17 protein-coding genes and 1 tRNA gene are annotated in these 21,413 nt (G+C 68.5%); 13 read left to right on the top strand and 5 right to left on the bottom strand.

The features are described from left to right. Positions 1 to 25: 25 nt before the first annotated feature. The 5 genes from GGR88_RS00960 to GGR88_RS00940 are packed head-to-tail and all read left to right on the top strand — an operon-like array spanning position 26 to position 5,423. The gene (locus GGR88_RS00960) at positions 26 to 1,063 is read left to right on the top strand and encodes a type 1 periplasmic-binding domain-containing protein (protein WP_245196401.1); all 1,038 of its coding nucleotides are present in this window, start codon (positions 26 to 28) and stop codon (positions 1,061 to 1,063) included. Further along, positions 1,063 to 2,580: an L-arabinose ABC transporter ATP-binding protein AraG gene (araG, locus tag GGR88_RS00955; protein WP_167952099.1), complete on the top strand. Its 1,518-nt coding sequence runs from the start codon at positions 1,063 to 1,065 to the stop codon at positions 2,578 to 2,580. The genes GGR88_RS00960 and araG overlap by 1 nt, the downstream gene beginning before the upstream one ends. Further along, complete coding sequence (gene araH / locus GGR88_RS00950) at positions 2,577 to 3,578, top strand: L-arabinose ABC transporter permease AraH (protein WP_167952097.1); 1,002 nt, start codon at positions 2,577 to 2,579, stop codon at positions 3,576 to 3,578. The genes araG and araH overlap by 4 nt, the downstream gene beginning before the upstream one ends. Continuing rightward, on the top strand, positions 3,571 to 4,716 hold the full coding sequence (gene dgoD / locus GGR88_RS00945; RefSeq protein ID WP_167952095.1) for a galactonate dehydratase: 1,146 nt from the start codon (positions 3,571 to 3,573) through the stop codon (positions 4,714 to 4,716). Before araH ends, dgoD begins: the two co-directional genes overlap by 8 nt. Continuing rightward, on the top strand, positions 4,710 to 5,423 hold the full coding sequence (locus tag GGR88_RS00940; RefSeq protein ID WP_167952093.1) for an SDR family NAD(P)-dependent oxidoreductase: 714 nt from the start codon (positions 4,710 to 4,712) through the stop codon (positions 5,421 to 5,423). The genes dgoD and GGR88_RS00940 overlap by 7 nt, the downstream gene beginning before the upstream one ends. A gap of 9 nt (positions 5,424 to 5,432) precedes the next feature. On the opposite strand, the gene GGR88_RS00935 is transcribed toward GGR88_RS00940, so the two are convergent. Beyond that, entirely contained in the window at positions 5,433 to 6,452 is a 1,020-nt protein-coding gene (locus tag GGR88_RS00935) for an aldose epimerase family protein (RefSeq protein WP_167952090.1), read from the bottom strand. A 67-nt stretch (positions 6,453 to 6,519) separates the two neighbouring features. Continuing rightward, positions 6,520 to 9,333, bottom strand: coding sequence for a TonB-dependent receptor (locus tag GGR88_RS00930; protein WP_245196400.1), 2,814 nt, complete (start codon positions 9,331 to 9,333; stop codon positions 6,520 to 6,522). A 175-nt stretch (positions 9,334 to 9,508) separates the two neighbouring features. On the opposite strand from GGR88_RS00930, the gene GGR88_RS00925 reads away from it, so the two are divergent. From GGR88_RS00925 to GGR88_RS00915, 3 genes are read left to right on the top strand one after another with little or no spacing between them, the layout of a single operon-like run. After that, positions 9,509 to 11,725 (top strand): alpha-galactosidase, encoded by a 2,217-nt coding sequence (locus tag GGR88_RS00925; protein ID WP_245196399.1) that lies wholly within the window; start codon positions 9,509 to 9,511, stop codon positions 11,723 to 11,725. After that, on the top strand, positions 11,685 to 12,614 hold the full coding sequence (locus GGR88_RS00920) for a 2-dehydro-3-deoxygalactonokinase (RefSeq protein ID WP_342449761.1): 930 nt from the start codon (positions 11,685 to 11,687) through the stop codon (positions 12,612 to 12,614). Before GGR88_RS00925 ends, GGR88_RS00920 begins: the two co-directional genes overlap by 41 nt. Next, positions 12,611 to 13,237 (top strand): 2-dehydro-3-deoxy-6-phosphogalactonate aldolase, encoded by a 627-nt coding sequence (locus GGR88_RS00915; RefSeq protein ID WP_167952088.1) that lies wholly within the window; start codon positions 12,611 to 12,613, stop codon positions 13,235 to 13,237. Before GGR88_RS00920 ends, GGR88_RS00915 begins: the two co-directional genes overlap by 4 nt. A gap of 7 nt (positions 13,238 to 13,244) precedes the next feature. On the opposite strand, the gene GGR88_RS00910 is transcribed toward GGR88_RS00915, so the two are convergent. Beyond that, complete coding sequence (locus tag GGR88_RS00910) at positions 13,245 to 14,306, bottom strand: AI-2E family transporter (RefSeq protein WP_167952086.1); 1,062 nt, start codon at positions 14,304 to 14,306, stop codon at positions 13,245 to 13,247. Positions 14,307 to 14,482: 176 nt separating this feature from the next. Here GGR88_RS00910 and GGR88_RS00905 point away from each other — a divergent pair. From GGR88_RS00905 to GGR88_RS00895, 3 genes are all read left to right on the top strand, one after another. Next, a tRNA-Gly gene (locus tag GGR88_RS00905) sits at positions 14,483 to 14,556 on the top strand. Positions 14,557 to 14,618: 62 nt separating this feature from the next. After that, the gene (locus GGR88_RS00900; protein WP_167952084.1) at positions 14,619 to 14,885 is read left to right on the top strand and encodes a hypothetical protein; all 267 of its coding nucleotides are present in this window, start codon (positions 14,619 to 14,621) and stop codon (positions 14,883 to 14,885) included. A gap of 3 nt (positions 14,886 to 14,888) precedes the next feature. Next, on the top strand, positions 14,889 to 15,173 hold the full coding sequence (locus GGR88_RS00895) for a hypothetical protein (RefSeq protein WP_167952082.1): 285 nt from the start codon (positions 14,889 to 14,891) through the stop codon (positions 15,171 to 15,173). A gap of 78 nt (positions 15,174 to 15,251) precedes the next feature. On the opposite strand, the gene GGR88_RS00890 is transcribed toward GGR88_RS00895, so the two are convergent. Beyond that, positions 15,252 to 16,541: a sigma-54-dependent transcriptional regulator gene (locus tag GGR88_RS00890; RefSeq protein WP_167952080.1), complete on the bottom strand. Its 1,290-nt coding sequence runs from the start codon at positions 16,539 to 16,541 to the stop codon at positions 15,252 to 15,254. Further along, positions 16,538 to 18,232: an ATP-binding protein gene (locus tag GGR88_RS00885; protein ID WP_167952078.1), complete on the bottom strand. Its 1,695-nt coding sequence runs from the start codon at positions 18,230 to 18,232 to the stop codon at positions 16,538 to 16,540. The genes GGR88_RS00890 and GGR88_RS00885 overlap by 4 nt, the downstream gene beginning before the upstream one ends. 242 nt (positions 18,233 to 18,474) lie before the next feature. Between GGR88_RS00885 and GGR88_RS00880 the strand changes: the two genes are divergently transcribed. Beyond that, on the top strand, positions 18,475 to 19,818 hold the full coding sequence (locus GGR88_RS00880; RefSeq protein WP_167952076.1) for a dicarboxylate/amino acid:cation symporter: 1,344 nt from the start codon (positions 18,475 to 18,477) through the stop codon (positions 19,816 to 19,818). A 63-nt stretch (positions 19,819 to 19,881) separates the two neighbouring features. Continuing rightward, positions 19,882 to 21,408 (top strand): alginate export family protein, encoded by a 1,527-nt coding sequence (locus tag GGR88_RS00875; RefSeq protein WP_167952074.1) that lies wholly within the window; start codon positions 19,882 to 19,884, stop codon positions 21,406 to 21,408. Positions 21,409 to 21,413 lie beyond the last annotated feature (5 nt).

The raw sequence follows: 21,413 nt of genomic DNA, 5'->3' as shown, positions 1-21,413 counted from the left end.
ATTGACGGCTGTCGAATCCTTGCGCATGATGGACATCAAGAGAACAGGCGAGGGGGAAGATTGCGGCATGCGCCTGGCGCGTCGACATGTGCTGACGGGATTGGGGGCGGGCGGCATCGCGATGCTGCCGGCCTGTTCCGCCGCCGATGAGGCCGTGCGCATCGGCTTCGTCGTCAAGATGCCGCAGGAACAATGGTTCCAGGACGAGTGGCGCTTCGCCGGGATCGCGGCCGAGGAGCTGGGCTTCGACCTGTTGAGGATCGGGGCCGAGGACGGCGACCGGGTGCTGTCCGCACTCGGCACGCTCTACGCCCGGCACGCCGGCGGGTTCGTGATCTGCGCGCCCGATCCGCGGCTTGGCCCCGCCATCCGGATCGCAGCCGAACAGAGCGGCATGAAGGCGATGTCGGTGGACGACCGGCTGACCGGACCGACCGGGCAGCCGATCCCCGGCATCCCGCACGTCGGCATCTCGGCGGTGGAGATCGGTCGAATGGCCGGCGAGGCGGCACTGGCCGAAGCCCGTCGCAGGGGCTGGTCGCCGGACACGCTGGGCGTGCTCCGCATCGCCTATGACAGCCTGGAAACCGGGCGCGAACGGACCGGCGGCGCGGTGGCGGCGCTGACCGCCGGGGGCGTGCCGTCCGGCCGCATTTTCGACGCACCCCAGCGGACCACCGACACGGAGGGCGCCTTTACCGCCGCCAGTCCGGTGCTGACGCAGCAGGGTCGCGTCAGGAACTGGATCATCCTGGGGCTGAACGACGAAACCGTGGTCGGCGGCGTGCGCGCGGCCGAAGGCCTTGGGCTTGGACCGAATGAGGTGATCGGCATCGGCATCGGCGGATCGGAGTCCGCGATCGCCGACCTCGCCAAGCCGCGGCCGACCGGCTTCTTCGCGTCGATCCTGCTCAGCCCCCGGCGGCACGGGTTCGACACCAGCGTTACCATGTACCGGTGGATCACCGAGGGCGTGCGGCCGCCGGACGTAACGCTGACGCCCGGCATCCTGATGGACCGCAGCAATTACCGCCGGCTTCTGATCCAGGAGGGGCAGGCCTGATGCCGCTGATCGAATATCGCGGGATCGGCAAGCGCTTCCCCGGCGTGGTGGCGCTGGACGGCGTCAGCTTTGCGGTGGAGCCGGGCGAGGTCCGGGCGCTGATCGGCGAGAACGGCGCCGGCAAATCGACGCTCCTGAAGATCCTGTCGGGCCAGTACCGTCCGGACGACGGCGATCTGTTGGTCGATGGCTTCCCGGAGCGGTTCGCCTCGCCGCGCGACAGCCAGGATGCCGGCATTGCCATCATCCACCAGGAACTGCAGCTGGCGCCCGACCTGTCGGTGGCCGAGAACCTGATGCTGGGCGCGCTGCCGGCACGCGGTGGGCTGGTCGACCGCCGGACGCTCCGCACCCGCGCGGCCGGCGTGCTGGAGCGATTGGGCGAGAGCATCGATCCTGAGACGCGGCTGGGCGACCTGTCCATCGGGCAGCGGCAGATGGTGGAGATCGGCCGCGCGCTGCTGCGCGATGCGCGGATCATCGCCTTTGACGAGCCGACCAGTTCGCTGAGCGCGCGAGAGACGGTGCGCCTCCTCCAGATCATCCGCGACCTGCGGGCGCACGGCCGGGCGATCCTCTACGTGAGCCACCGGATGGAGGAGGTGTTCGCGCTTGCCGACAGCGCCACCGTGCTGCGCGACGGGCGCCATGTGCTGGATGCCGCGCCGGTCGGCCCCGCCGACGAGGCGCGGCTGGTGTCGGCGATGGCGGGGCGGACCGTGTCCGACATCTACGGCTATCGTTCACGGCCGACGGGCGAGGTGCGGATTGCGGTGGAGCAGCTCGCCGGACCGGGCCTGCGCCAACCGGTGTCGCTCACGGTGCGCCGCGGCGAGATCGTGGGCCTGTTCGGCCTCGTCGGTGCCGGCCGATCCGAGCTGTTCCGCCTGATCTACGGCGCCTCGACGCCGACGGCGGGTGCCGTGCGGGTGGATGGCGAGGCCCTTGCGCCGGGCGATCCGCGCGCCGCGATCGCTGCAGGCATCGCGCTGTGCCCCGAAGACCGCAAGGACCACGGCATCCTGCCGCTGGCATCCGTCCGCGAGAACATCGCGCTCGCCTGGCGGAACCTGCGCGCACGGGGTGCCCTGCTGCAGCGGGATGCCGAGGCGTCGGCCGCGCGCGAGCAGATCGACCGCATGCGCGTAAAGACGCCGACGGCGGAGGCCGCCATCTCCACCCTGTCGGGCGGCAACCAGCAAAAGGCGATCATCGCGCGCTGGCTGCTGGCCGGCGCGGACATCCTGCTGCTCGACGAGCCCACCCGCGGCATCGACGTGGGGGCGAGAAGCGAGATCTACGGCCATCTCTACCGCTTTGCGGAGGCGGGCGGCACCGTGCTGTTCGCGTCCAGCGACCTGCCGGAGGTGATGGGCGTCGCCGACCGCATCGTGGTGATGCGCGAAGGCACCATGTCCGGCGTGGTCGACCGGGCAGACGCCACCGCCGACGGCCTGCTCCGGATGGCGCTCTCCGACCAATCCTCCCTCACATCCCGGGACCTCGCGATCGCATGAGCCTCGACCGATTGATGCGGCGCGCCGGCCCGCTCCTCATCCTGATCATCCTGCTGGCGGCCCTGTCGCTGTTCGTGCCCGACTTCCTGGGCAGCCGGAACCTGCGCGGGCTGGCGCTGTCGGTCACGCTGGTCGGCACCATCGCCACCACCATGATGCTGGTCCTGGCGATGCGGGAGGTGGACCTGTCCGTCGGGTCGATCGTCGCCCTGTCGGGTGTGCTGACCGCAGTGGTGATCGCGTCCACCGGCAGCGTTACCCTCGGCATCGTTGCAGGGCTGGTCGGCGGTGCGCTGGTGGGGGCGTTCAACGGCGCGGTGGTGGCCTGGCTGAAGGTCAATTCGCTGATCGTCACCCTCGCCACCATGGAGATCGTGCGCGGCCTGGCCTTCCTGGTGTCGGGCGGGGAGTCCGTGGCGATCCCGGCCGAGGGTTTCTACCGGCTCGGCACCGACAGCTTCCTCGGGCTCAACTATCCGATCTGGGCGATGATCGGCTGCTTCATCGTTTTCGGCTTCGTGCTCAATCGCACCGTGTTCGGCCGCAACGTGCTGGCGATCGGCGGCAATCCGGAGGCCGCGCGGCTTGCCGGCGTGCCGATTACGCGCGTGCGCATCGCCGTGTTCGCATTGCAGGGGCTGGTCGCGGGGCTGGCCGGCATCATCCTGGCCGCGCGTATCACCAGCGGGCAGCCGAACACGTCGATCGGGCTTGAGCTTGCCGTGATCTCCGCCTGCGTGCTGGGCGGCGTGTCGCTGTCGGGCGGGGTCGGCACCATTGGCGGCGTGATCGTCGGCGTTCTCATCATGGGCGCGGCGCAAAATGCGCTCAACCTGCTGAACGTGCCCACCTTCTACCAATATGTCGTGCGTGGCGGGATCCTGCTGGTGGCGGTCGTGCTCGACCGGCTGCGGCAGACCGGATCGCTGCCGCGCCTCCCTTCCTTCCGGGGCGCCGCCCCCCGCAACCCTGACGAGAGCGACGCGCGCCATGCCTAAGCTGGCTTCGATCGAGAGCTTCCTGGTGCCGCCGCGCTGGCTGTTCGTGCGGGTCGAGACTGACGACGGCGCCGTCGGCTGGGGCGAGGCCAGCCTGGAGGGTCATGCCGAGGCCGTGGTCGGCGCGCTGGAGGCGGTACGCGACCGCGTGATCGGCCTGGAGGCGGGGCGGATCGAGGACATCTGGCAGCTGGTCCACCGGCTGGGCTTCTATCGCGGCGGGCCGGTGCTGCTGTCGGCGCTGTCCGGCCTCGACCAGGCGCTGTGGGACCTGAAGGGCAAGGCGCTGGGCGTTCCCGTGTCCGACCTGCTCGGCGGGCGCGTGCGCGACCGGATGCGCGTGTACGCCTGGATCGGCGGCGATCGGCCGGGCGACGTGGCCGAGGCGGCGGCGGCGCGGCTCGACCAGGGGTTCGACGCGGTCAAGATGAACGGCACCGAGGACATGGAGTGGCTCGACAGCCCGGCGGCGATCGACGCGGCGGTTGAGCGGCTCGCGCTGGTACGCGACACCGGCGTGGACGTGGGCATCGACTTCCACGGGCGCGTTCACAAGCCGATGGCCCGCCAGCTCATCAAGGCGATGGAGCCGTTGAACCCCCTGTTCGTCGAGGAAGTGCTGCTGAGCGAACAGCCCGCCGCGATCGCGCAGATCGCGCAGCAGACCAGCCTGCCGCTGGCGCTGGGCGAGCGGCTCTACAGCCGGTGGGATTTCCGGCCGTTCTTCGAAACGGCGTCGATCGACATCGCGCAGCCCGATCTCAGCCATGCCGGCGGCATCTCAGAGGTCCGGCGGATCGCGGCGATGGCCGAAACCTATGACGTGGCGCTGGCGCCGCACTGCCCGCTCGGCCCCCTGGCGCTTGCCGCCTGCTTCCAGGTGGCGGCGGCGACACCCAACTTCGTGATCCAGGAAATGTCGCTCGGCATCCATTACAACCAGGCGGATGCGGACCTGCTCACCTACGTCGCCAACCCGGATGCGCTGGCGGTGAAGGGCGGCATGGTGGACGTGCTCGAGGGCCCGGGGCTGGGCCTGGAGATCGACGAGGCGCGGGTGCGCGATGCCGCGCGGACGCCGCATCGCTGGCGCAATCCGGTATGGCGCGGCCGCGATGGATCGCTGCGCGAATGGTGAGCAGGCTGGACGGAAAGGCCGCGATCGTGACGGGCGCCGCCGGCGGCATCGGCGCGGCCATCGTCGCCCGGCTGGCCGAGGCCGGCGCACGGCTGGCGCTGATCGACAGGACGGCGCCGGCTGCCCCGCCCGCCGGGGCGATGACGCTGCTGGCCGATCTCGGCAAGCCGGAGGCCGTGGACGAGGCTTTTGCGCGGGCGGTGGACGGCCTGGATGCCATCGACATCCTGGTGAATGTCGCCGGCATCATGATCTTCAAGCCGGTCGAGGATCAGACGGCGGAGGACTGGCACCGGCTGCTGGCGGTCAACCTGGTCGCGCCCGCGCTGCTGACCGGCCACGCGCTTCGCCGCATGCCATCCGGCGGCGCGATCGTGAACGTGGCGTCCGTGCATGCACGGCGCACGACCGCGCTCGTGTCCAGCTATGCGGCGTCCAAGGCGGCACTGGTCAGCCTCACCCGTTCCACAGCGATCGAGGGGCGAGCCCGTGGGATCAGGTGCAACGCCGTCCTGCCGGGCGCCATCGACACGCCGTTGCTGCACGAAAGTCCGGCGATCAAATCGGGTGCGGAAGTGCTCGACCCGGCCGATGTCGGCGACACCCGCGACGTGGCCGAGGCGGTGCTGTTCCTGGTGTCCGATGCGGCGCGGTTTGTGACGGGCGAGGATGTGGTGGTCGACAACGGGCGCATGGCGCGGCTGTAGGGCGGTCGATCAGGCGGCGGTGAAGGTCAGCAGGGTCGTCGAGCGGTAGGTCTCTCCCGGATCGAGCCGGGTCGACGGGAAGCCGGGATGGTTCGCGCTGTCCGGCCAGCCCTGTGCTTCCAGGCAGAGTGCCGAGCGCCGGGGGGACAGCGCGTTGCCGGTGTAGAGCTGCAGGCCCGGCTGATCGGTCGCGACATCCAGCGTGCGGCCGCTGCCCGGATGATGCAGCCGCGCCACCGGCCGCATTCCCCCTCCGTCTGGCACGAAGCAGTGGTTGAAGCCGTCGCCCAGCCGAAGCTGATCATCCTGAGTGTCGATGACATTCCCCACGATGCGGCCATTGCGGAAATCGAACGGCGTGCCTGATACATCGACACGTGCCCCGGTCGGCAGCGCGTCCCCGTCGATCGGCAGGTAGCTGTCGGCGAAAATGGTGAGCTCGTGATCCGCGATGCTACGCATGATGTCGCCGGACAGGTTGAAATAACCATGCGACACGATGTTGACGTGGGTCGGCCGATCGGTACGGGCCGAAAAGCCGATCAGCAACCTGCCCTCCGCCGACAGCGAGAAGCGCGCCGCAACCACAAGACGACCGGGATAGCCCTGATCGCCATCCAGGCTGTCCAGCTGCATCGACACGGCGTCATCCTCGACGGACTCGATGTGCCAGAGAGCATGGCTGAAGCCGTGGCGACCGCCATGCAGGTGATGACGGCCCTCATTGGCGTCCAGCCCGTAGCGCATGCCGTCCATGTCGAAGGCGGCGTCGCGGATCCGGTTGGCGACGCGGCCGCAGGTGGCGCCGTAATAATGGTTGGCCCCGGCGCCGCCGCCGGTGGGGTAGTCGGCCGGATCACGGTGGCCCAGCAGCACGGGCGCGATCCGCCCGGTACGATCGGGCGCGTCGATCCCCATCAGCGTCGCGCCAAGGTTGGTCACGGACACGCGGACGCCGCCCGGCGAGCGGAGCTCGACACGGGCGGCGCGGCGGCCGTCGGGCAGGTCGTGGTATGTTATGATCGGCATCGAGCCTCGTCGGCAGGTAAAAAGCCGGCCGCGCCCTTCTCCGACGCGGCCGCCCTCCCCCCTTAGCTCAGAAGCTGCCGCGCAGACCCACGGTGATGCGCCGTCCTTGGGTCGACTCCGTGATCAGCCGCTCCTCGAAGCGGGAATAATCGCGGTAGCGGTTATCGGTCAGGTTCAGCACTTCTGCATAGACCGAGACATTCTCGTTGATCCGGACCGCCGCCGATGCATCAATCTGGTCATAGGCGACGACCTGCGACGGCTGGCTCTGCGCTCCGAACGTTGCCGCCAGGAACGGCGCACGCCAGTTATATGCGCCGCGAATCTGGAATGTTTCGTCTTCGTAGAAGAGCACCAGATTGGCGGTGTCGGAAAGGCCTTCCACGTTGAAGGTCTGATTGCTGAGCGTCGGATCAAAGCGGATCGAGCTTTCAACCAAAGTGTAGTTAGCCGATGCGCCAAACCCGCTGAGGAAGCCGGGCAAGAAATCGAAAGTCGACTGGATCGCGAACTCCGCGCCGTACACTTCGCCTTCCTGCGCATTATAGGGACGATTGGCGATAAAAGTCAGACCGAAATATTCCTCAGGCTGCTGACCTGAAATGATGAAGTTCTGTAGCTTTTTGTAAAAGCCGGCGACGCTCGCATAGCTTGTGCGGCTGAGGTAATAGTCGACGGCCGCATCGGCATTCCAGGAAAGGAACGGCCGAAGAAACGGGTTGCCGCCGCTGACGGTGTTCGAATTCGGCGGACGGAAAACGAAATCCTGTGAAAGGCCGAGGCGACCGAGTGTTGGCCGGGTCAGAGTGCGCGAACCCGCCAGACGGAAGATCAGGTCGTCGGTCACGTTGAGGCGGAAGCTCGCGGTGGGCAGCAGGTAGGTATAGTCGTTCTTGGCATCGACCGGGATGGTCGGGCTGTATACCGGCACCGCCGCCGTCGGGTCGGCCGGATTCTGAATTACGTCGAGGAGCGTCACCGAGTAACCGGTTGCAAATACTTGAGTATTGACCAGGCGCGCACCGGCCTGCGCCGTCCAGCGAGAGTTGCCTAGGTCGCCCTGAAAGGTGGCCTGCACATAGGCTGCGTAGGTGTTTTCGCGAACGGTGCCGGATCCGCGCTCACGATCGATCGGATCCAGGCTGTTGTTGTTGCCAGCGTAGACCGCAAGGAAGCGGTTACGTGCATCGATCGCGGCTTGGCTGGTGCCGCCGACCTGGTTCACAGCCTCGGCCGAGCCGTAATAGCGGACGAGTGCATCGCGGTCATAGGTAAGCCAGGTTAGATCACGGCCGAGCACGTCGGCATTAAAGTCACTGAAAAGCGATCCCGGCGCCACCGCCAGGTAGCCGCAGTAGAAGCATCCAAGCGGCTCCGGCGATTCGCGGACCACCGTCTCCTTCTTGCGGTTGGTGAACAGGATGCCCGCTTGCAGCTTGTCGAGGAAGCCATCCTGCTCCCAGGTCAGGTCGAAGGTTGCCTGATTGATGGTGTCACGGTTTCTACCGCCGCGCTCTGAGCAGCAATGGAGCCGGGGCGCCGAGCGGTCGTTGGTCGGCAGCACGTTGGTCATCGTCGGAAGTCCGTCCGGACCATTCAGGACGAAAGTTGGTGACACGCCGATCTGGCGCGTGCCAACGACATAGAAGAGCTGGTCGGAGTCATTTCGTGTGTTGGAATGCGCACCATCGAACGCCAGCGTCAGGTCTTCCGTCGGAGTCCATTCGAGGTTCGCACCGATCTGGTAGGTCCGTGCATTCTGCGGGTTGGTCGCCAGGATGTTGTCGGATGCCAGGCCGGCGGTGGCCGTTGCCGGCAAAACAGTAAACTGCGTCACCGTGCGATTTTCGTTAACCGTCGCAGTCGTGATGCGGGCTGGATCGGTGTAGTAGCCAAGTTGGTTGGTGACACTGTCAGTCTTCTGCTGAGTATAAAGCGCGTCCAGTTCGAAGCGCAGCGTGTCCGACATGACATAATCGACGGCGAAGGTGCCGCCGATCCGCTCGCGATTATTAAGGGTAGAGGTGAAGTTCAGCGTACGGGGCAGAGCCACCCCCTGCGCGCGCGTGCCATCGGCCTGCACCGGTCGCGTATCCGCGACGCCATCGCCGTTGGTGTCGATGTTCTGGTTGATGATCCAACCGTCTGTCGAAATATTCGACAGCCGCGAGATGCGCTTGTCGTAGACGAAGCTGGCGAGGATGCCGAAGCTGCGATCCTCGTTCGAATTGCTGATCACGCCCGAGATGAACGGCGTGATCTCGTCCGATGTGTTGTCGTGGCGGCCGGCAACATTGCCGGCGAAGTGGAGGCCGGCGCGATCGGTCGGGCGCGCGGTGCGCAGGATCACGGTGGATCCGATGCCGCCTTCCTGCAGCCGCGCTTCCGACGACTTGTAGACCTCCGCGCCCGTGATCAGCTCGGACGACAGGATGTCGAACGAGAAGGAGCGGCCGCCGCCTTCCGTCGACAGCAGTCGGTTGTTGAGGAGCACCGTGTTGAATTCCGGCCCCAGGCCGCGAACGGTGATGCCGCGGCCTTCGCCGTTGCCGCGGCTGATCGCGACGCCGGTGATGCGCTGCAGCGACTCGGCGATGTTGGCATCGGGGAACTCGCCGATGTCCTCGGCCGAGATCGCGTCCACGACGCCGATCGTCTCGCGCTTCAGCTCGAGCGCACTGGCGAGCGAGGCGCGGATGCCGGTGACGATGATCTCCTCGCCACCATCTTCGGTGGCCTGCGGATCAACCTGCGCGCCCGCGGGATCGGTCGGGCTGGCGGGCGACTGCGCCGGCGCGCCCTGCGCATAAGCCGGCGCGGCCAGGGCGATCGTCGCCCCCGCCGTCATCAAGGCCGCCGTGAACCGCGAACGAATGCGCATGATCTTCCCTCCCTTATGGAAACGACACGTTCCTGTCTTATTCAATAAGTATGATATAATTTCCGGGTTGTCGAGCCTTGTTTCACCGGCCATTGTTGCGCGACGCTAGAACGTACCGGTCGGCTGCCAGGCCACCCGCAGTGGCAGCTTTGACCCAATTGTATGATATGAGGGGATGACGATGCGATTGACGCCGCTGGCGGGCCTCCTGGCCGCAACCGCGCTCCTTCCGGCCGCTCCGGCGGTGGCGGAATCGAGCTACACCGCGGACGGTCAGGTGTTCAGGCTGGACGGCGGCGATGTCACCTATGCGTTCCGGGTCAACGAGGCCGGATTGCTCCAGGCGGTGTATTGGGGGTCGCGCCTGGCGGCCGGCGATCCGCTGGTGAAGCCGGAACTGCGCGGGCACAGCGGCTTCGACGTTACCGCCAACGTGGTGCCGCAGGAGTTTGCCGGCTGGGGCGGCGGGCTGTTCCAGGAGCCGGCGCTGAAGGTCGCCTATCCGGACGGCAATCGCGACCTGGTGCTGCGTTATGTCTCCCACCGGCTGACGCGGGACGGCGTCACCGTCAGCCTGCGCGACATCCAGCGCCCGTTGGAAGTGACGCTTACTTACAGCATCGACCGCGCCACGGGGATCGTCGGTCGATCGGCGAGCATCCGCAACGGCGGCGACACCGACGTCCGGATCGACCAGGCGGCGGCGGCGACCTACACGCTGCCCGTCGCATATGACTACAAGCTCCATTACCTGACCGGACGCTGGGCCGCCGAATGGACCCGGCAGGAACGCCCGCTGACGGCAGGCGCGACCGTGATCGAGAGCCGGCGCGGATCGACCGGCAGCCAGAACAATCCCTGGTTCGCCGTGTCGCGCGCGGAGACGACGGAGGATGCCGGCCCCGTCTGGTTCGGTGCGCTGGCGTGGAGCGGATCGTTCCGCATCACCGTGGATCAGGACCTGACCGGGCGCGCGCGCATCGTCGGCGGCTTCAACCCGTTCGACTTCGCCTACCGCCTGCGCCCGGGCGAGCAACTCGACACGCCGACCTTCTATGCGGGTCATGCGGACGACGGCATGGGGGAGGCATCCCGCCTTCTGCACCGTTTCCAGCGCAACAGCGTGCTGCCGCGCGACGACGGCCGGCTGCCGCTGCGCCCGGTGCTCTACAACAGCTGGGAAGCGACCGAGTTCGATGTGGACGAGGCCGGGCAGATCGCGCTGGCCGAGCGCGCGGCGCGGATCGGCGTCGAGCGGTTCGTGATGGACGACGGCTGGTTCGGAGCGCGCAACAATGATCGCGCCGGCCTCGGCGACTGGACCGTCAATCCGACCAAGTTCCCCAACGGCCTCGGCCCGCTGATCCGGCGGGTGAAATCGCTGGGGATGGATTTCGGGCTCTGGGTCGAGCCGGAGATGGTCAACGCCGACAGCGATCTCTACCGCGCGCACCCCGACTGGGTGATCAACTTCGACGGTCGCCCGCGCACGGAAGGGCGCAACCAGATGGTCCTGAACCTGGCGCGCGAGGATGTGCGCGACCACCTGCTGGAGGTGCTCGACCGGCTGCTGCGGGAGAACGACATCGCGTTCCTGAAGTGGGACTATAATCGCAACTGGTCGGAGCCCGGCTGGCCGGCGTCGGAGGTGGCGGATCAACAGGAGATCTACGTCGCCTATGTGCGTAACCTCTACTACATCCTGGACGAGCTGCGCCGCCGCCACCCCGATGTCGAGATCGAGAGCTGCTCTGGCGGCGGTGGCCGCATCGACATGGGCATCATGAGCCGGACCGATCAGATGTGGGCGTCCGACAACACCGATCCCCTCGATCGCCTGCAGATCCAGGACGGCTTCACCCAGGCCTATGCGCCCGCGGTGATGATGGCATGGGTGACCGACAGCCCCAACTGGCTGAACGGCCGCGCCACCCCGCTCGACTTCCGCTTCCTGTCGGCCATGCAGGGCGGGCTCGGCATCGGGACGGACCTGAACCATTGGCAGGAGGCCGACTTCGCCACCGCCAACCGGTACATCGCGGCCTACAAGCGCATCCGCGAGACGGTGCAGCAGGGCGAACTCCACCGGCTCAACCGGTCGAACGAGGCGGATGCGCGCTGGACCAACCTCTACATCGCCGGAGACGGGAGCCAGGCCGCGCTCTTCACGCTCAACCAGGGCACGCACAAGGCCGACCCCCTGCCCGCCATCCGCCTGGCGGGGCTTGATCCGGAGGCGCGGTACCGGGTGGAGCGCATGGACGGCGCGGCGCTTGCCGCCGGTACGCCGGAGGTCGCCAGTGGCGCCTACTGGATGGGACAAGGCATCGACGTCGCCATGCGCGGCGACTATCAGGCGGCGGGGTTCATCTTCACGCGCGAAGGGCGCTGATCCGCTGACCGGCCCTGCCCGCCTGATTGCCGTCGACTGGGGCAGCACGCGCCGCCGCGCCTATGCGCTGGACGCGGCCGGGGTCGTCGTCGACCAGATGGCCGACGATCGCGGTGCCCTGTCGATCGCGCCGGCCGCCTACCCGGACGCGGTGGCCGCGTTGCGGACGCGGCTTGGCCGCCACCCGATCGTCGCGGCCGGGATGGTCGGGTCGGACCGGGGCCTCCAGCAAGTGCCGTACATCTCCGCGCCTGCGGACATCGAGCGGATCGCGGGGGCCGTGCTGCACCTGCCCGAGCATGACATGACCATCGTGCCGGGGGTGTGCGTCGACCTGCCCGATCGGCAGGACGTGATGCGCGGCGAGGAGGTGCAGGTGCTGGGTGCCCTGGCGGCGGGACAGGCGCCGCCGGACGCATTGTTCTGCCAGCCGGGCACGCACAACAAGTGGATCCGGATGGCGGGCGGCAAGATCACCGACGTCGCCACGGCGATGACGGGCGAGTTGTTCGCGCTGCTGCGCGCCGGCAGCGTCCTGTCGGGCATGCTGGACGGACCGGTCGCGGATGGTCCGGCGTTTCGGAGCGGGGTGGAACGCGGCCTTCGTGACCGTGACCTGCTGGGCCAGTTGTTCGGCGTCCGCGCGGCCGTGCTGATCGGCCGGCTGCCGCGCGAGGATGCCGCGGCGCGCGCCAGCGGGCTGCTGATCGGCGCGGACGTCGCCGCGCGCGACGTGGATCGTGGAGGCACCGTGCACTTGATCGCCGACCAGACGCTCGGCGACCTTTATGCCGCCGCCATCGAGATGGCCGGCGGAACCAGCCAGCGGATCGACAGCCAGGCGGCCTTCCTTGCCGGCATCCACCGCCTTTGGGAGTTGTTGCGATGACGGATCCGCAGTCGACACTGGCGGCCGCGATGGCCCGCTGCCCCCTGGTCGCGATTCTGCGCGGCGTCACGCCGGACACGGTCGAGGCGATCGGCGACGCGCTGGTCGAGGCGGGATTCAGCCTGATTGAGGTCCCGCTGAACTCCCCCGATCCGCTCAACAGCATCGGACGGCTGGCGCGTCGGCTGGGCGACCACGCGGTGGTCGGCGCCGGAACCGTGCTGACGGCGGCCGACGTCGCCGCGGTGCGGGACGCGGGCGGGCAGCTGATCGTATCGCCGAACACGGATACGGACGTGATTCGCGCGGCGGTTGCGGCGGACATGGTCTGCCTGCCGGGTTACTTCACGCCGAGCGAGGGCTTCGCCGCCATCGCGGCCGGGGCGCATGGATTGAAGCTGTTCCCGGCGGAAGCGGCGAGCCCCGCCGTGCTGAAGGCGCAGCGTGCGGTGCTGCCGCGATCGGTGCCGATGCTGGTGGTCGGCGGGATCACGCCCGACGGCATGGCACCGTGGCGCGCGGCGGGCGCCGACGGGTTCGGCCTGGGATCGGCGCTCTACCGCCCTGGCGACGATGCGGATGCGGTCGGCGCCGCCGCCCGGCGGTTCGTGGCGGCGCTCTGACCGCCGATCAGCTTTCCCCGGCGATGCGGATGGGCCGGTCCAGGATGGTGCGCACATAGATGCGCTGAACCATGACGAAGATCACGACCGTCAGCGGTGCCGCGAGCAGCACGCCGAGCGCGCCGAACAGCAGGCCCGCCGCCACCACCGCGAACAGCAGAACGGCGGGCGGCACGTCCACCGCCTGCTTCTGGATCATGGGCTGCAGGAAATTGCCCTGGAGCTGCTGGATCACCAGGAACAGCAGAACGGTCCAGAGCGCCGTGGTGGGCGACACGGTGAAGGCCAGGAGCACGGCGGGCACGCCCGCGATGATCGGGCCGACCAGCGGGATCACGTCCAAGAGGCCGGCGATGACGCCCAGCCCCCCGGCGGCCGGAACGCCAAGCAGCTGCAGACCCGCCCAGGTGAACACGCCCACGACCAGCGACGAGACCACCTGCCCGATCATCCATCCGCGCAGGCCGCGCGTCGCGTCGTCCATCGCCCGTTCCGCCGTTTCCTCCGCCCGGTGCGGCATCAGCATGAGCACGCCGCGCCGATAGACATCGGGATCGCTTGCCAGGAAGATGGCGCCCACGAAGACGAGCACGGCATCGGCGATGCCGCTGGTCGCGGCGAGCAGGTAACCGCCGGCACGCGACAGAAGTGTCGACAGGTCGTTGCCGCCCTGAGCGAACAGATTGCGCGCGGCATCCCCCAGGCCGACGCTGTCGAGCACGCCCTCCACGCTTGCGATCGCGCTGGGCAGGCTTTCCATGATCGTGTCGAACTGACCGATGATCTGTGCGCCGAACAAGGTAAACGCCGCACAGATCAGCACCAAGATCGCCGTTACCGCCAGCGCGAGCGCGATGCCGCGCGGCAGCCGGGTCCACCGGCAGATCCGCCGGGTGAGCGCGTCGAAGATCACCGCCAGCACCACCGCGGCGAACACCAGCATGATGAAGCGGGTGAGCGCGACGAACACCCACGCCACCCCGACAAGCGCGATGGCGATGACGATGATCGTCGCCGCGCGGCTGAAGGACGGCCGTTCCCCGTCGGTCGGTGACTGCGAGCTGTCCATTGCGTTCCCCCTGGTTGACGCCTTTTAGCCTCGGACGCCGATCCGCCTAGCCGCCTTGTCGATCGGCGCACGATCGTCGCGCCGGACGAGGCCTCGCCCGGCCCTCTCCTCTTGTGGAGACAACGCCGCGCCGCTATCCAAGCCCCTCTGCGATCGACCCTGTCGAACAGCGGCGCGCGGGTGTAGCTCAATGGTAGAGCAGAAGCTTCCCAAGCTTACGACGAGGGTTCGATTCCCTTCACCCGCTCCAGCCTCTTTGCTCCGCGTCAGAAGGCGTCTTCGCCCCGGCCCAATGATCGGGTAGGAGCGCTGATGGACTTCGATCAGCTGCTTATCCGCTTTTTCGGCACCGAGGATGTCGGTGATCTCCCTTCCGACCGGCTCGCCGCCGGCATCGACCAGTTGCTTGTCGAGATCGGGCTGGAGCAGGACGACGGGCGCCGTTTCGGGCTCTGGTGCCTCGCCTACATGCTGGGGTGTGCGCCCGCGCTGGATGCCGTCTTTGAGGACGAGGCGGACAAGGACGCGGCGCGGGACTTCATGGACAGCGTCGATCGGCAATCCGAGGAGGATGACTGAGCGGTGACGACGGAGAGGGATCACTCTTCGCCGAGCGGCGATTATGACCGTGGCCGGCGTGATGGGCTGCGCCTGGCACTTGCGATCCTGGCGGCCGAGGAAGCGAAATGGGCGGCGCTGCTGGGCGAGAGCGCGTCGGGGCGGACCAACATGGTGCGAGGTGCGCGCCATAAGGCGCTGCAGGTGGCGCAGCGCCGGATCGAGACAATGCTGAACCGCATGACCCCGAAGAAGAGCCGCATGATCGATCCTGAGCTTGCCTCTGCGCTCGAAGAGGCCGGGCTCTAGCGCACGATCCGGACCGGTGACACGCCACGGACTGCTGCTGCGCCTTCATCGAGGGCGCGAACGGCCTGGTTGCCCGGCTCAGCCGCCGGACGAGCGCGTCGTCTCGCGCAAGGCCTTGAGGTCGATGCCAAGCCTCTTGGTCCGATAATAGAAGGTCTTGCGCGGCACGCCGAGCCGGTCGATCGCCGCCGCGATCTCGCCGCCGGACGCCTGCACCGCCTCCACGATCGCCGCGCGTTCGAACTGATCGAGCCGTGCCGGCAGCGGCGCGGCATCGGCCGGCTGCGACCCATCCGGATCAGCGTCGATGCCGAGCACGAGCCGCTCGGCTTGATTGGCGAGTTCGCGGACATTGCCCGGCCAGTCTCGGGCGGCGAGGCGATGCGGCAGGTCGCCGAAGCGCGGCAGCGGCCGCCTGTGGTCCGCCGCGGCCCGCTCCGCATGATGGGCGAAAAGGATCGGGATGTCGCCGCGACGTTCGCGAAGCGGCGGCACCCTCAACGGAACACCCGCCAGCCGGTGATAGAGCGCGTCATTGACGGCATTGCGGCCGCCGTCGGGCATTGTCGCGATGATGCGGATGTCGACGGGATCGGGGTCGCGGAGGTCGAGCGCGACCATGCGGCTCTCGGCAAGCAGCGCCAGGCGGCGCGCAAGCTCCGGCGAGGCAAGATCGATCCGGTCGAGGAACAGCGTGCCACGATCGCCGCGCGCGATCGCACCTCCGCGGGCGAACAGTTCCCGTTCCACGATCTGCGCGGGCACCGTGGCGCAATCGATCGCCGTGAAGCGGTGCCGCGCGCGCTTTCCCGCGCGGTGGATCGTGCGGGCGAGGAGGCGCTTGCCGACCCCGGTTTCGCCCTCCACCACGATGTCGAGCTGCGCGTCGGCAATGACCGGCACCAGTTCGCGCAGCCGTCTGATCGCGGGGGCCTCGCCAAGGATCGCGGCCGCCGGCCCGCTGTCGGCGGCCTCGCGCAGCCGCCGGTTTTCCAACACCAGCGCCCGCGCGGTCGACGCGCGTTCAACGGCAGCGAGGAGCACGTCGGGATTGAACGGCTTTTCGAGGAAGTCCCATGCGCCGCCCTTCAACGCGTCCACCGCCATCGCGACGTCGCCGTGGCCGGTCATGAGGATGACAGGCAGATCGGCGTCGCGGTCGCGCAGCGTGCGGAACAGCTCGATCCCGGACATGCGCGGCATCCGCACGTCGGTGACGACCGGTCCTGCGAACGACCGCCCGATCGCGCCGAGCGCTTCCACCGCGTCGGCGAACGCCGTCACTTCGAAGCCGCCAAGCGTCAGCAGCTGCGCGGTCGCCCGACGCAAATCCTCGTCATCGTCGACCAGGGCGACGGCGCGGGTCATGCGCGCCGCATGGTGATCTCGAACACCGCACCCTCCGCGCTCGGCAGCTGGCGGAGCGTGCCGCCCAAGTCGATCATGATGTCATGGGCGATGACGAGGCCGAGGCCGAGCCCGCTGTCGCGGCTGGTGACGAAGGGCGTGAACAGTCGCTCCGCAATGTGCGCGGGAATGCCCGGGCCGGTGTCGGCAACCGTCAGCCGCACGACGTCCGCCGCCACCACGGTGCTGAGCGTCAGCACCGGGTGCGGCGTCGCCGCCATCGCCTCGATCGCGTTCTGCATCAGGTTGACCAGCACCTGTTCCAACCGCACGCGCCCGCCGGTCACGGCGAGCGCGGGATCGATGGGCGCGACGTCGAGCGTTACCGCGCGCAGCTGCTCCTTCAGGATCAGCATTGCGCCCTCGACCACGTCCGCGAGCGGCACGGCGCGCAGGTCGCCCGCACGGCGGCGGGCGAAGCCGCGCAGCTCGGTCGTGACGGCGCCGACGCGGTCGGTGAGGCGGCCGATCGCGGCCAGGTTCGCGACGACGGCGGCCGTGTCGCCGCGCTCCAGCAACAGGCGGCTTGTTTCCGCGTAGGTGCGGATCGCCGCGACCGGCTGTGCGGTTTCGTGCGCGACACTTGCGGTCACCTGCCCCAGCGTGGCGAGGCGGTTCGCCTGGCGCAGCCCTTCGCGCAGTTCGGCCGCACGCGCCTCCACCGCTGCCCGCTCGTCCATCTCGCGCGCCAGCTCGGCCGTGCGGGCACCCACCGCCTGCTCCAGCTCGGCCGTGCGGCGCCGCCCGAGGCGAGCCCGTTCGCGAACGACCCAGACAAGCGCGAGAAGGCCGAGCACCGACAGCGCCGTCACCAGCGCCGCGACGCGACCGGCGACCAGCGCCGGGCCCACGGGCCGGAAGAGCGTCAGCGTCCAGCCGGGCAGTTGAGCGGGGGCCGAAGCGCCGATCACCCGCACCCCTGCGAGCCGATCGCCATCGAAGGGCAGCGCCGGTAGCGGCCGGTCGCCGAGCAGAGCGGCATCGCGGACGACCGCCATCGCCGTCGGCGAAAGCGGGCGGGTGGTGGCGAAACGCCATGCGGGCGCGCTCGTCACCATCACCACGCCGGCCGCGTCCGTCACGATGCTGGTGCCGCCGGCGCGCGCCCAGGCGCGCTCGATGCCGCCGAACTCGAGCTTGACGACGACGATGCCGCCGTCGCTGTTCCGCCGGGCGAAATAGAGCCCCGGGCGCCGGCTGACGGTGCCGACGGCGAACTCGGTCGCCTCGCCGCGCGCGCGCGCCTCGCGGACATAGCTCCGGAAATCATAGTCGGTTCCGACGAAGCTTTGCGGCGTTCGCCAGTTGCTCGACGCGATGGCCACGCCGTCCCGCCCGATGACGTAGAGGACGGCTGCCCCCGTATCCGTCGCGAGCGTCTCCAGCTTGCGGTTCAATGCCGCACGCGCCGGCCCCTGGCCCGCCAGCGCGCCCAGCACGTCGCGATCCTCGGCAAGCGCGCGGGGCAGGAGACGGAGCCGTGCGACTTCGCTGTCGAGCAGGGCCGTGCGGAGCGCGGCGTCGCTACGCGCCGCTGCCGCGATCGCGCTTACGGCACGCCGCTCGGCAATGTGGGCAGCCGCCACCGCCGCCAGGATCGCCAGGATCAGCGCAGCGGCCAGCCACCGCAGCCAGGAGGGAAGAGACCGCACGCGTGGCAGGCTAACAGCGGTGCCGGCTTGTGCAAGTTTTTGCACTTATGCCCCCTCGAGCTGTGTCGATCCTTGCGCTTTCGATCACCCGGAACGGCGGCAACTTTGACGCAAGCTGTTGATTTGGAAAGAAGATGCGTTTCTTGCATGATGCACGTTCGCGCGCATCATCGGGCCGCGCATGCTCGTGGCTTCCGGACCCTGACATGAGTCGGGCTGGTGCAGGCAGAGGAGCTTGAGAGATGTCGGTGAACGACCTACCCCCCGCGGCGATGGCGCAGGCGGCCACGCCGAAGCCGTGGTACCGGCATCTGTATCTTCAGGTGCTTGTCGCCATCGGGCTGGGCATCACGCTGGGCCATTTCGCGCCGGAAACGGGCGAGGCCATGAAGCCGATCGGCGACGCCTTCATCAAGCTCGTCAAGATGATCATCGCGCCGGTGATCTTCCTGACCATCGTGACCGGCATCGCTGGCATGCGCGACCTGGCCGCGGTGGGCCGCGTCGCGGGCAAGGCCTTCATCTATTTCTTCGCCTTTTCGACCCTGGCGCTGATCGTCGGCATGATCGTCGCCAACGTCGTCCGCCCGGGCGCCGGCCTCAACATCGATCCCGCCACGCTCGATACGACCAAGGTCAGCGAATATGCCGACAAGGCCCACGACACGACGCTGACCGGGTTCCTGATGAACATCATCCCCGACACCTTCGTGTCCGCGCTGACGTCGGGCAGCATCCTCCAGACGCTGTTCGTCGCCATCCTGTTCGGCATCGGGCTGGCGCTGGTCGGCGAGCGCGGCGAGCGCGTCACCTCCGCGCTGGAGGACGTGTCCGTGGCCGTGTTCAAGGTGGTGGCGATCCTGATGAAGGCGGCGCCCATCGGCGCGTTCGGCGCGATGGCCTTCACCATCGGCGCCTACGGCCTTGGCGCGCTCGCCAACCTCGCGGCCCTGGTCGCGACCTTTTACCTCACAAGCTTCCTGTTCGTGTTCATCGTGCTGGGCCTGGTCGCCCGCGCCTGCGGCTTTTCGATCACGAAGCTGATCTCCTACCTGAAGGCGGAGCTGCTGCTGGTGCTCGGCACGTCATCGTCCGAAAGCGCGCTGCCCTCGCTCATCGAGAAGATGGAGCGCGCCGGCTGCCCCAAGTCGATCGTTGGGCTGGTCGTGCCCACCGGCTACAGCTTCAACCTGGACGGGACCAACATCTACATGACGCTGGCGGCGCTGTTCATTGCGCAGGCCTGCAATGTCGAGCTGAGCCTGGGACAGCAGCTGCTGCTGCTGGCCGTCGCCATGCTGTCGTCGAAGGGCGCCGCCGGCGTCACCGGGGCGGGCTTCATCACCCTGGCAGCGACGCTGTCCATCGTGCCGACGGTGCCCGTCGCGGGCATGGCGCTGATCCTCGGCATCGACCGCTTCATGAGCGAATGCCGCAGCCTCACCAACTTCATCGGCAATGCGGTGGCGACCGTGGTGGTGTCGCGGTGGGAAGGCCGGCTGGACCGCAGCCAGTTCGATCTGGCGATGGCCGGCAAGATGCCGAGCGTCGATCAGCTGCCGGCCGACGCCATCCCCGCCGAGTGACCCGCGGCGGCGGAAAGGAGCCCCCCTTCCCAGCCGCCACGCATCCTGCCGAAGGATCATCGCATGACCACCAACATCTGGGCGGCGGCCTCCGTCGCCGGGCTGGCGCTCTCGCCCGTCGCCCTTCCGGCGCAGACCGTGATCGCCGCCGCCGCGCCCGCCACGGCCGCGCCGCAGGAAGGCTTCAAGGAGCGCGTCGACCCGACCGCCGCTGCGCCCGCCGCCGAAAGCTATCCGGCGGAAGCGATCGGCGACGGCGTCACCACCGGCGGCTACAATCAGTCGCGCTGGGTGGAGGACTGGACGCGCTTTCGCGACCCGTCCCGCATCGACGATCCGATCGACCGGCTGAAATATGTGCCGCTCGCCGCCGATGGCGACGTCTACCTGACGCTGTCGGGCGAGTTGCGGCTGCGGTCGAACCACACCACCAACCCCAACCTGCGCGAGGCCCGCGCGCAGCGGCAGGACATCACCCGCATCGTCGCGGGCGCCGATCTCCACCTCGGCCGGCATGTGCGGCTGTTCGGCGAACTGGCGCATGGCGGCCTCGGCGGGGTCGAACTCGGCACGCCTGCCGCGACGCTGCGCAACGACCTGGTGGTGCAGCAGAGCTTTGTCGACGTGACCGGGGAGATTGCCGACGTCGACCTGGGTGTGCGGCACGGCCGCCAGACCTTTGCCGACGGCCCGAACCTGATGGTGGTACCGCGCGACAACAACACCATCTTCTTCGTGTTCAACGGCACCCGCGCCTGGGCGCGGACTTCGCGCGTCCGTATCGACCTGTTCGACTTTCACACCACGCGCCTGGGCACGGAGGGGATCGGCGACGACAAGGTCGATCGCGACCGGCGCTTTTCCGGCGTCTCGACGGGCATCGTCCTGCCGGGCAGCTGGTTCGGCCAATCCAAGCTCTACCTCGATCCGTTCGTCTGGCGCCTCCGGAACGACAATGCGGTCTGGGGCCTCCGCACCGGGCGGGAGGTGCGCGACTTCTATGGCATCCACCTGTGGGGGGATGTCGGGCGAGCGAGCATCGACTGGACGGTCAATCACCAGGGCGGCCACTTCGATGGCCGGCCGATCTCCGCCTGGCAGATCTTCGCGGCCCAGACCTTCCGCCTGGGCGAAGCGCGCACGGCACCGCGCATCGGCGTGCATGTCGATTATGCGACGGGTGGCGGCAGCTTCGACGGGGGCACGCTCGGCACCGCGCTCGCGCCGTTCGGCAACAATGTCTATTACAGCTACCAGCTCTACGCGACGCCCACCAACTTCATCGCCTTTGCCCCCAACATCAGCTTCCAGCCGATGCCCAAGGTGCGCGCGACGCTGGAGGTGCAGCGCAGCTGGCGCCAGGATGTCGATGATGCGGTCTACCGCGCCAACGGCACGGCCTTTGCCGGAACGCAGCTGGGCGATGCACGTCACATCGCCGACACCTATCGCGCGCAGATCGTGTGGACGATCAGTCCGCGCGTGTCGGTGACGGGGCGCTACGAGCATCTTGCCGCGGGTCGCGCGCTGACCGATGCGAATTATCGCAGTTCCGACTTCCTGGCCGCGTGGCTCAGCCTGCGCTTCTGATCCGA

The sequence above is a fragment of the Sphingomonas jejuensis genome (assembly GCF_011927695.1).
GTDB lineage: Bacteria > Pseudomonadota > Alphaproteobacteria > Sphingomonadales > Sphingomonadaceae > Sphingomonas_K > Sphingomonas_K jejuensis.
The sequence above is the reverse complement of the archived record's forward strand: the minus strand, read 5'-3'. Positions and strand labels throughout refer to the sequence as shown.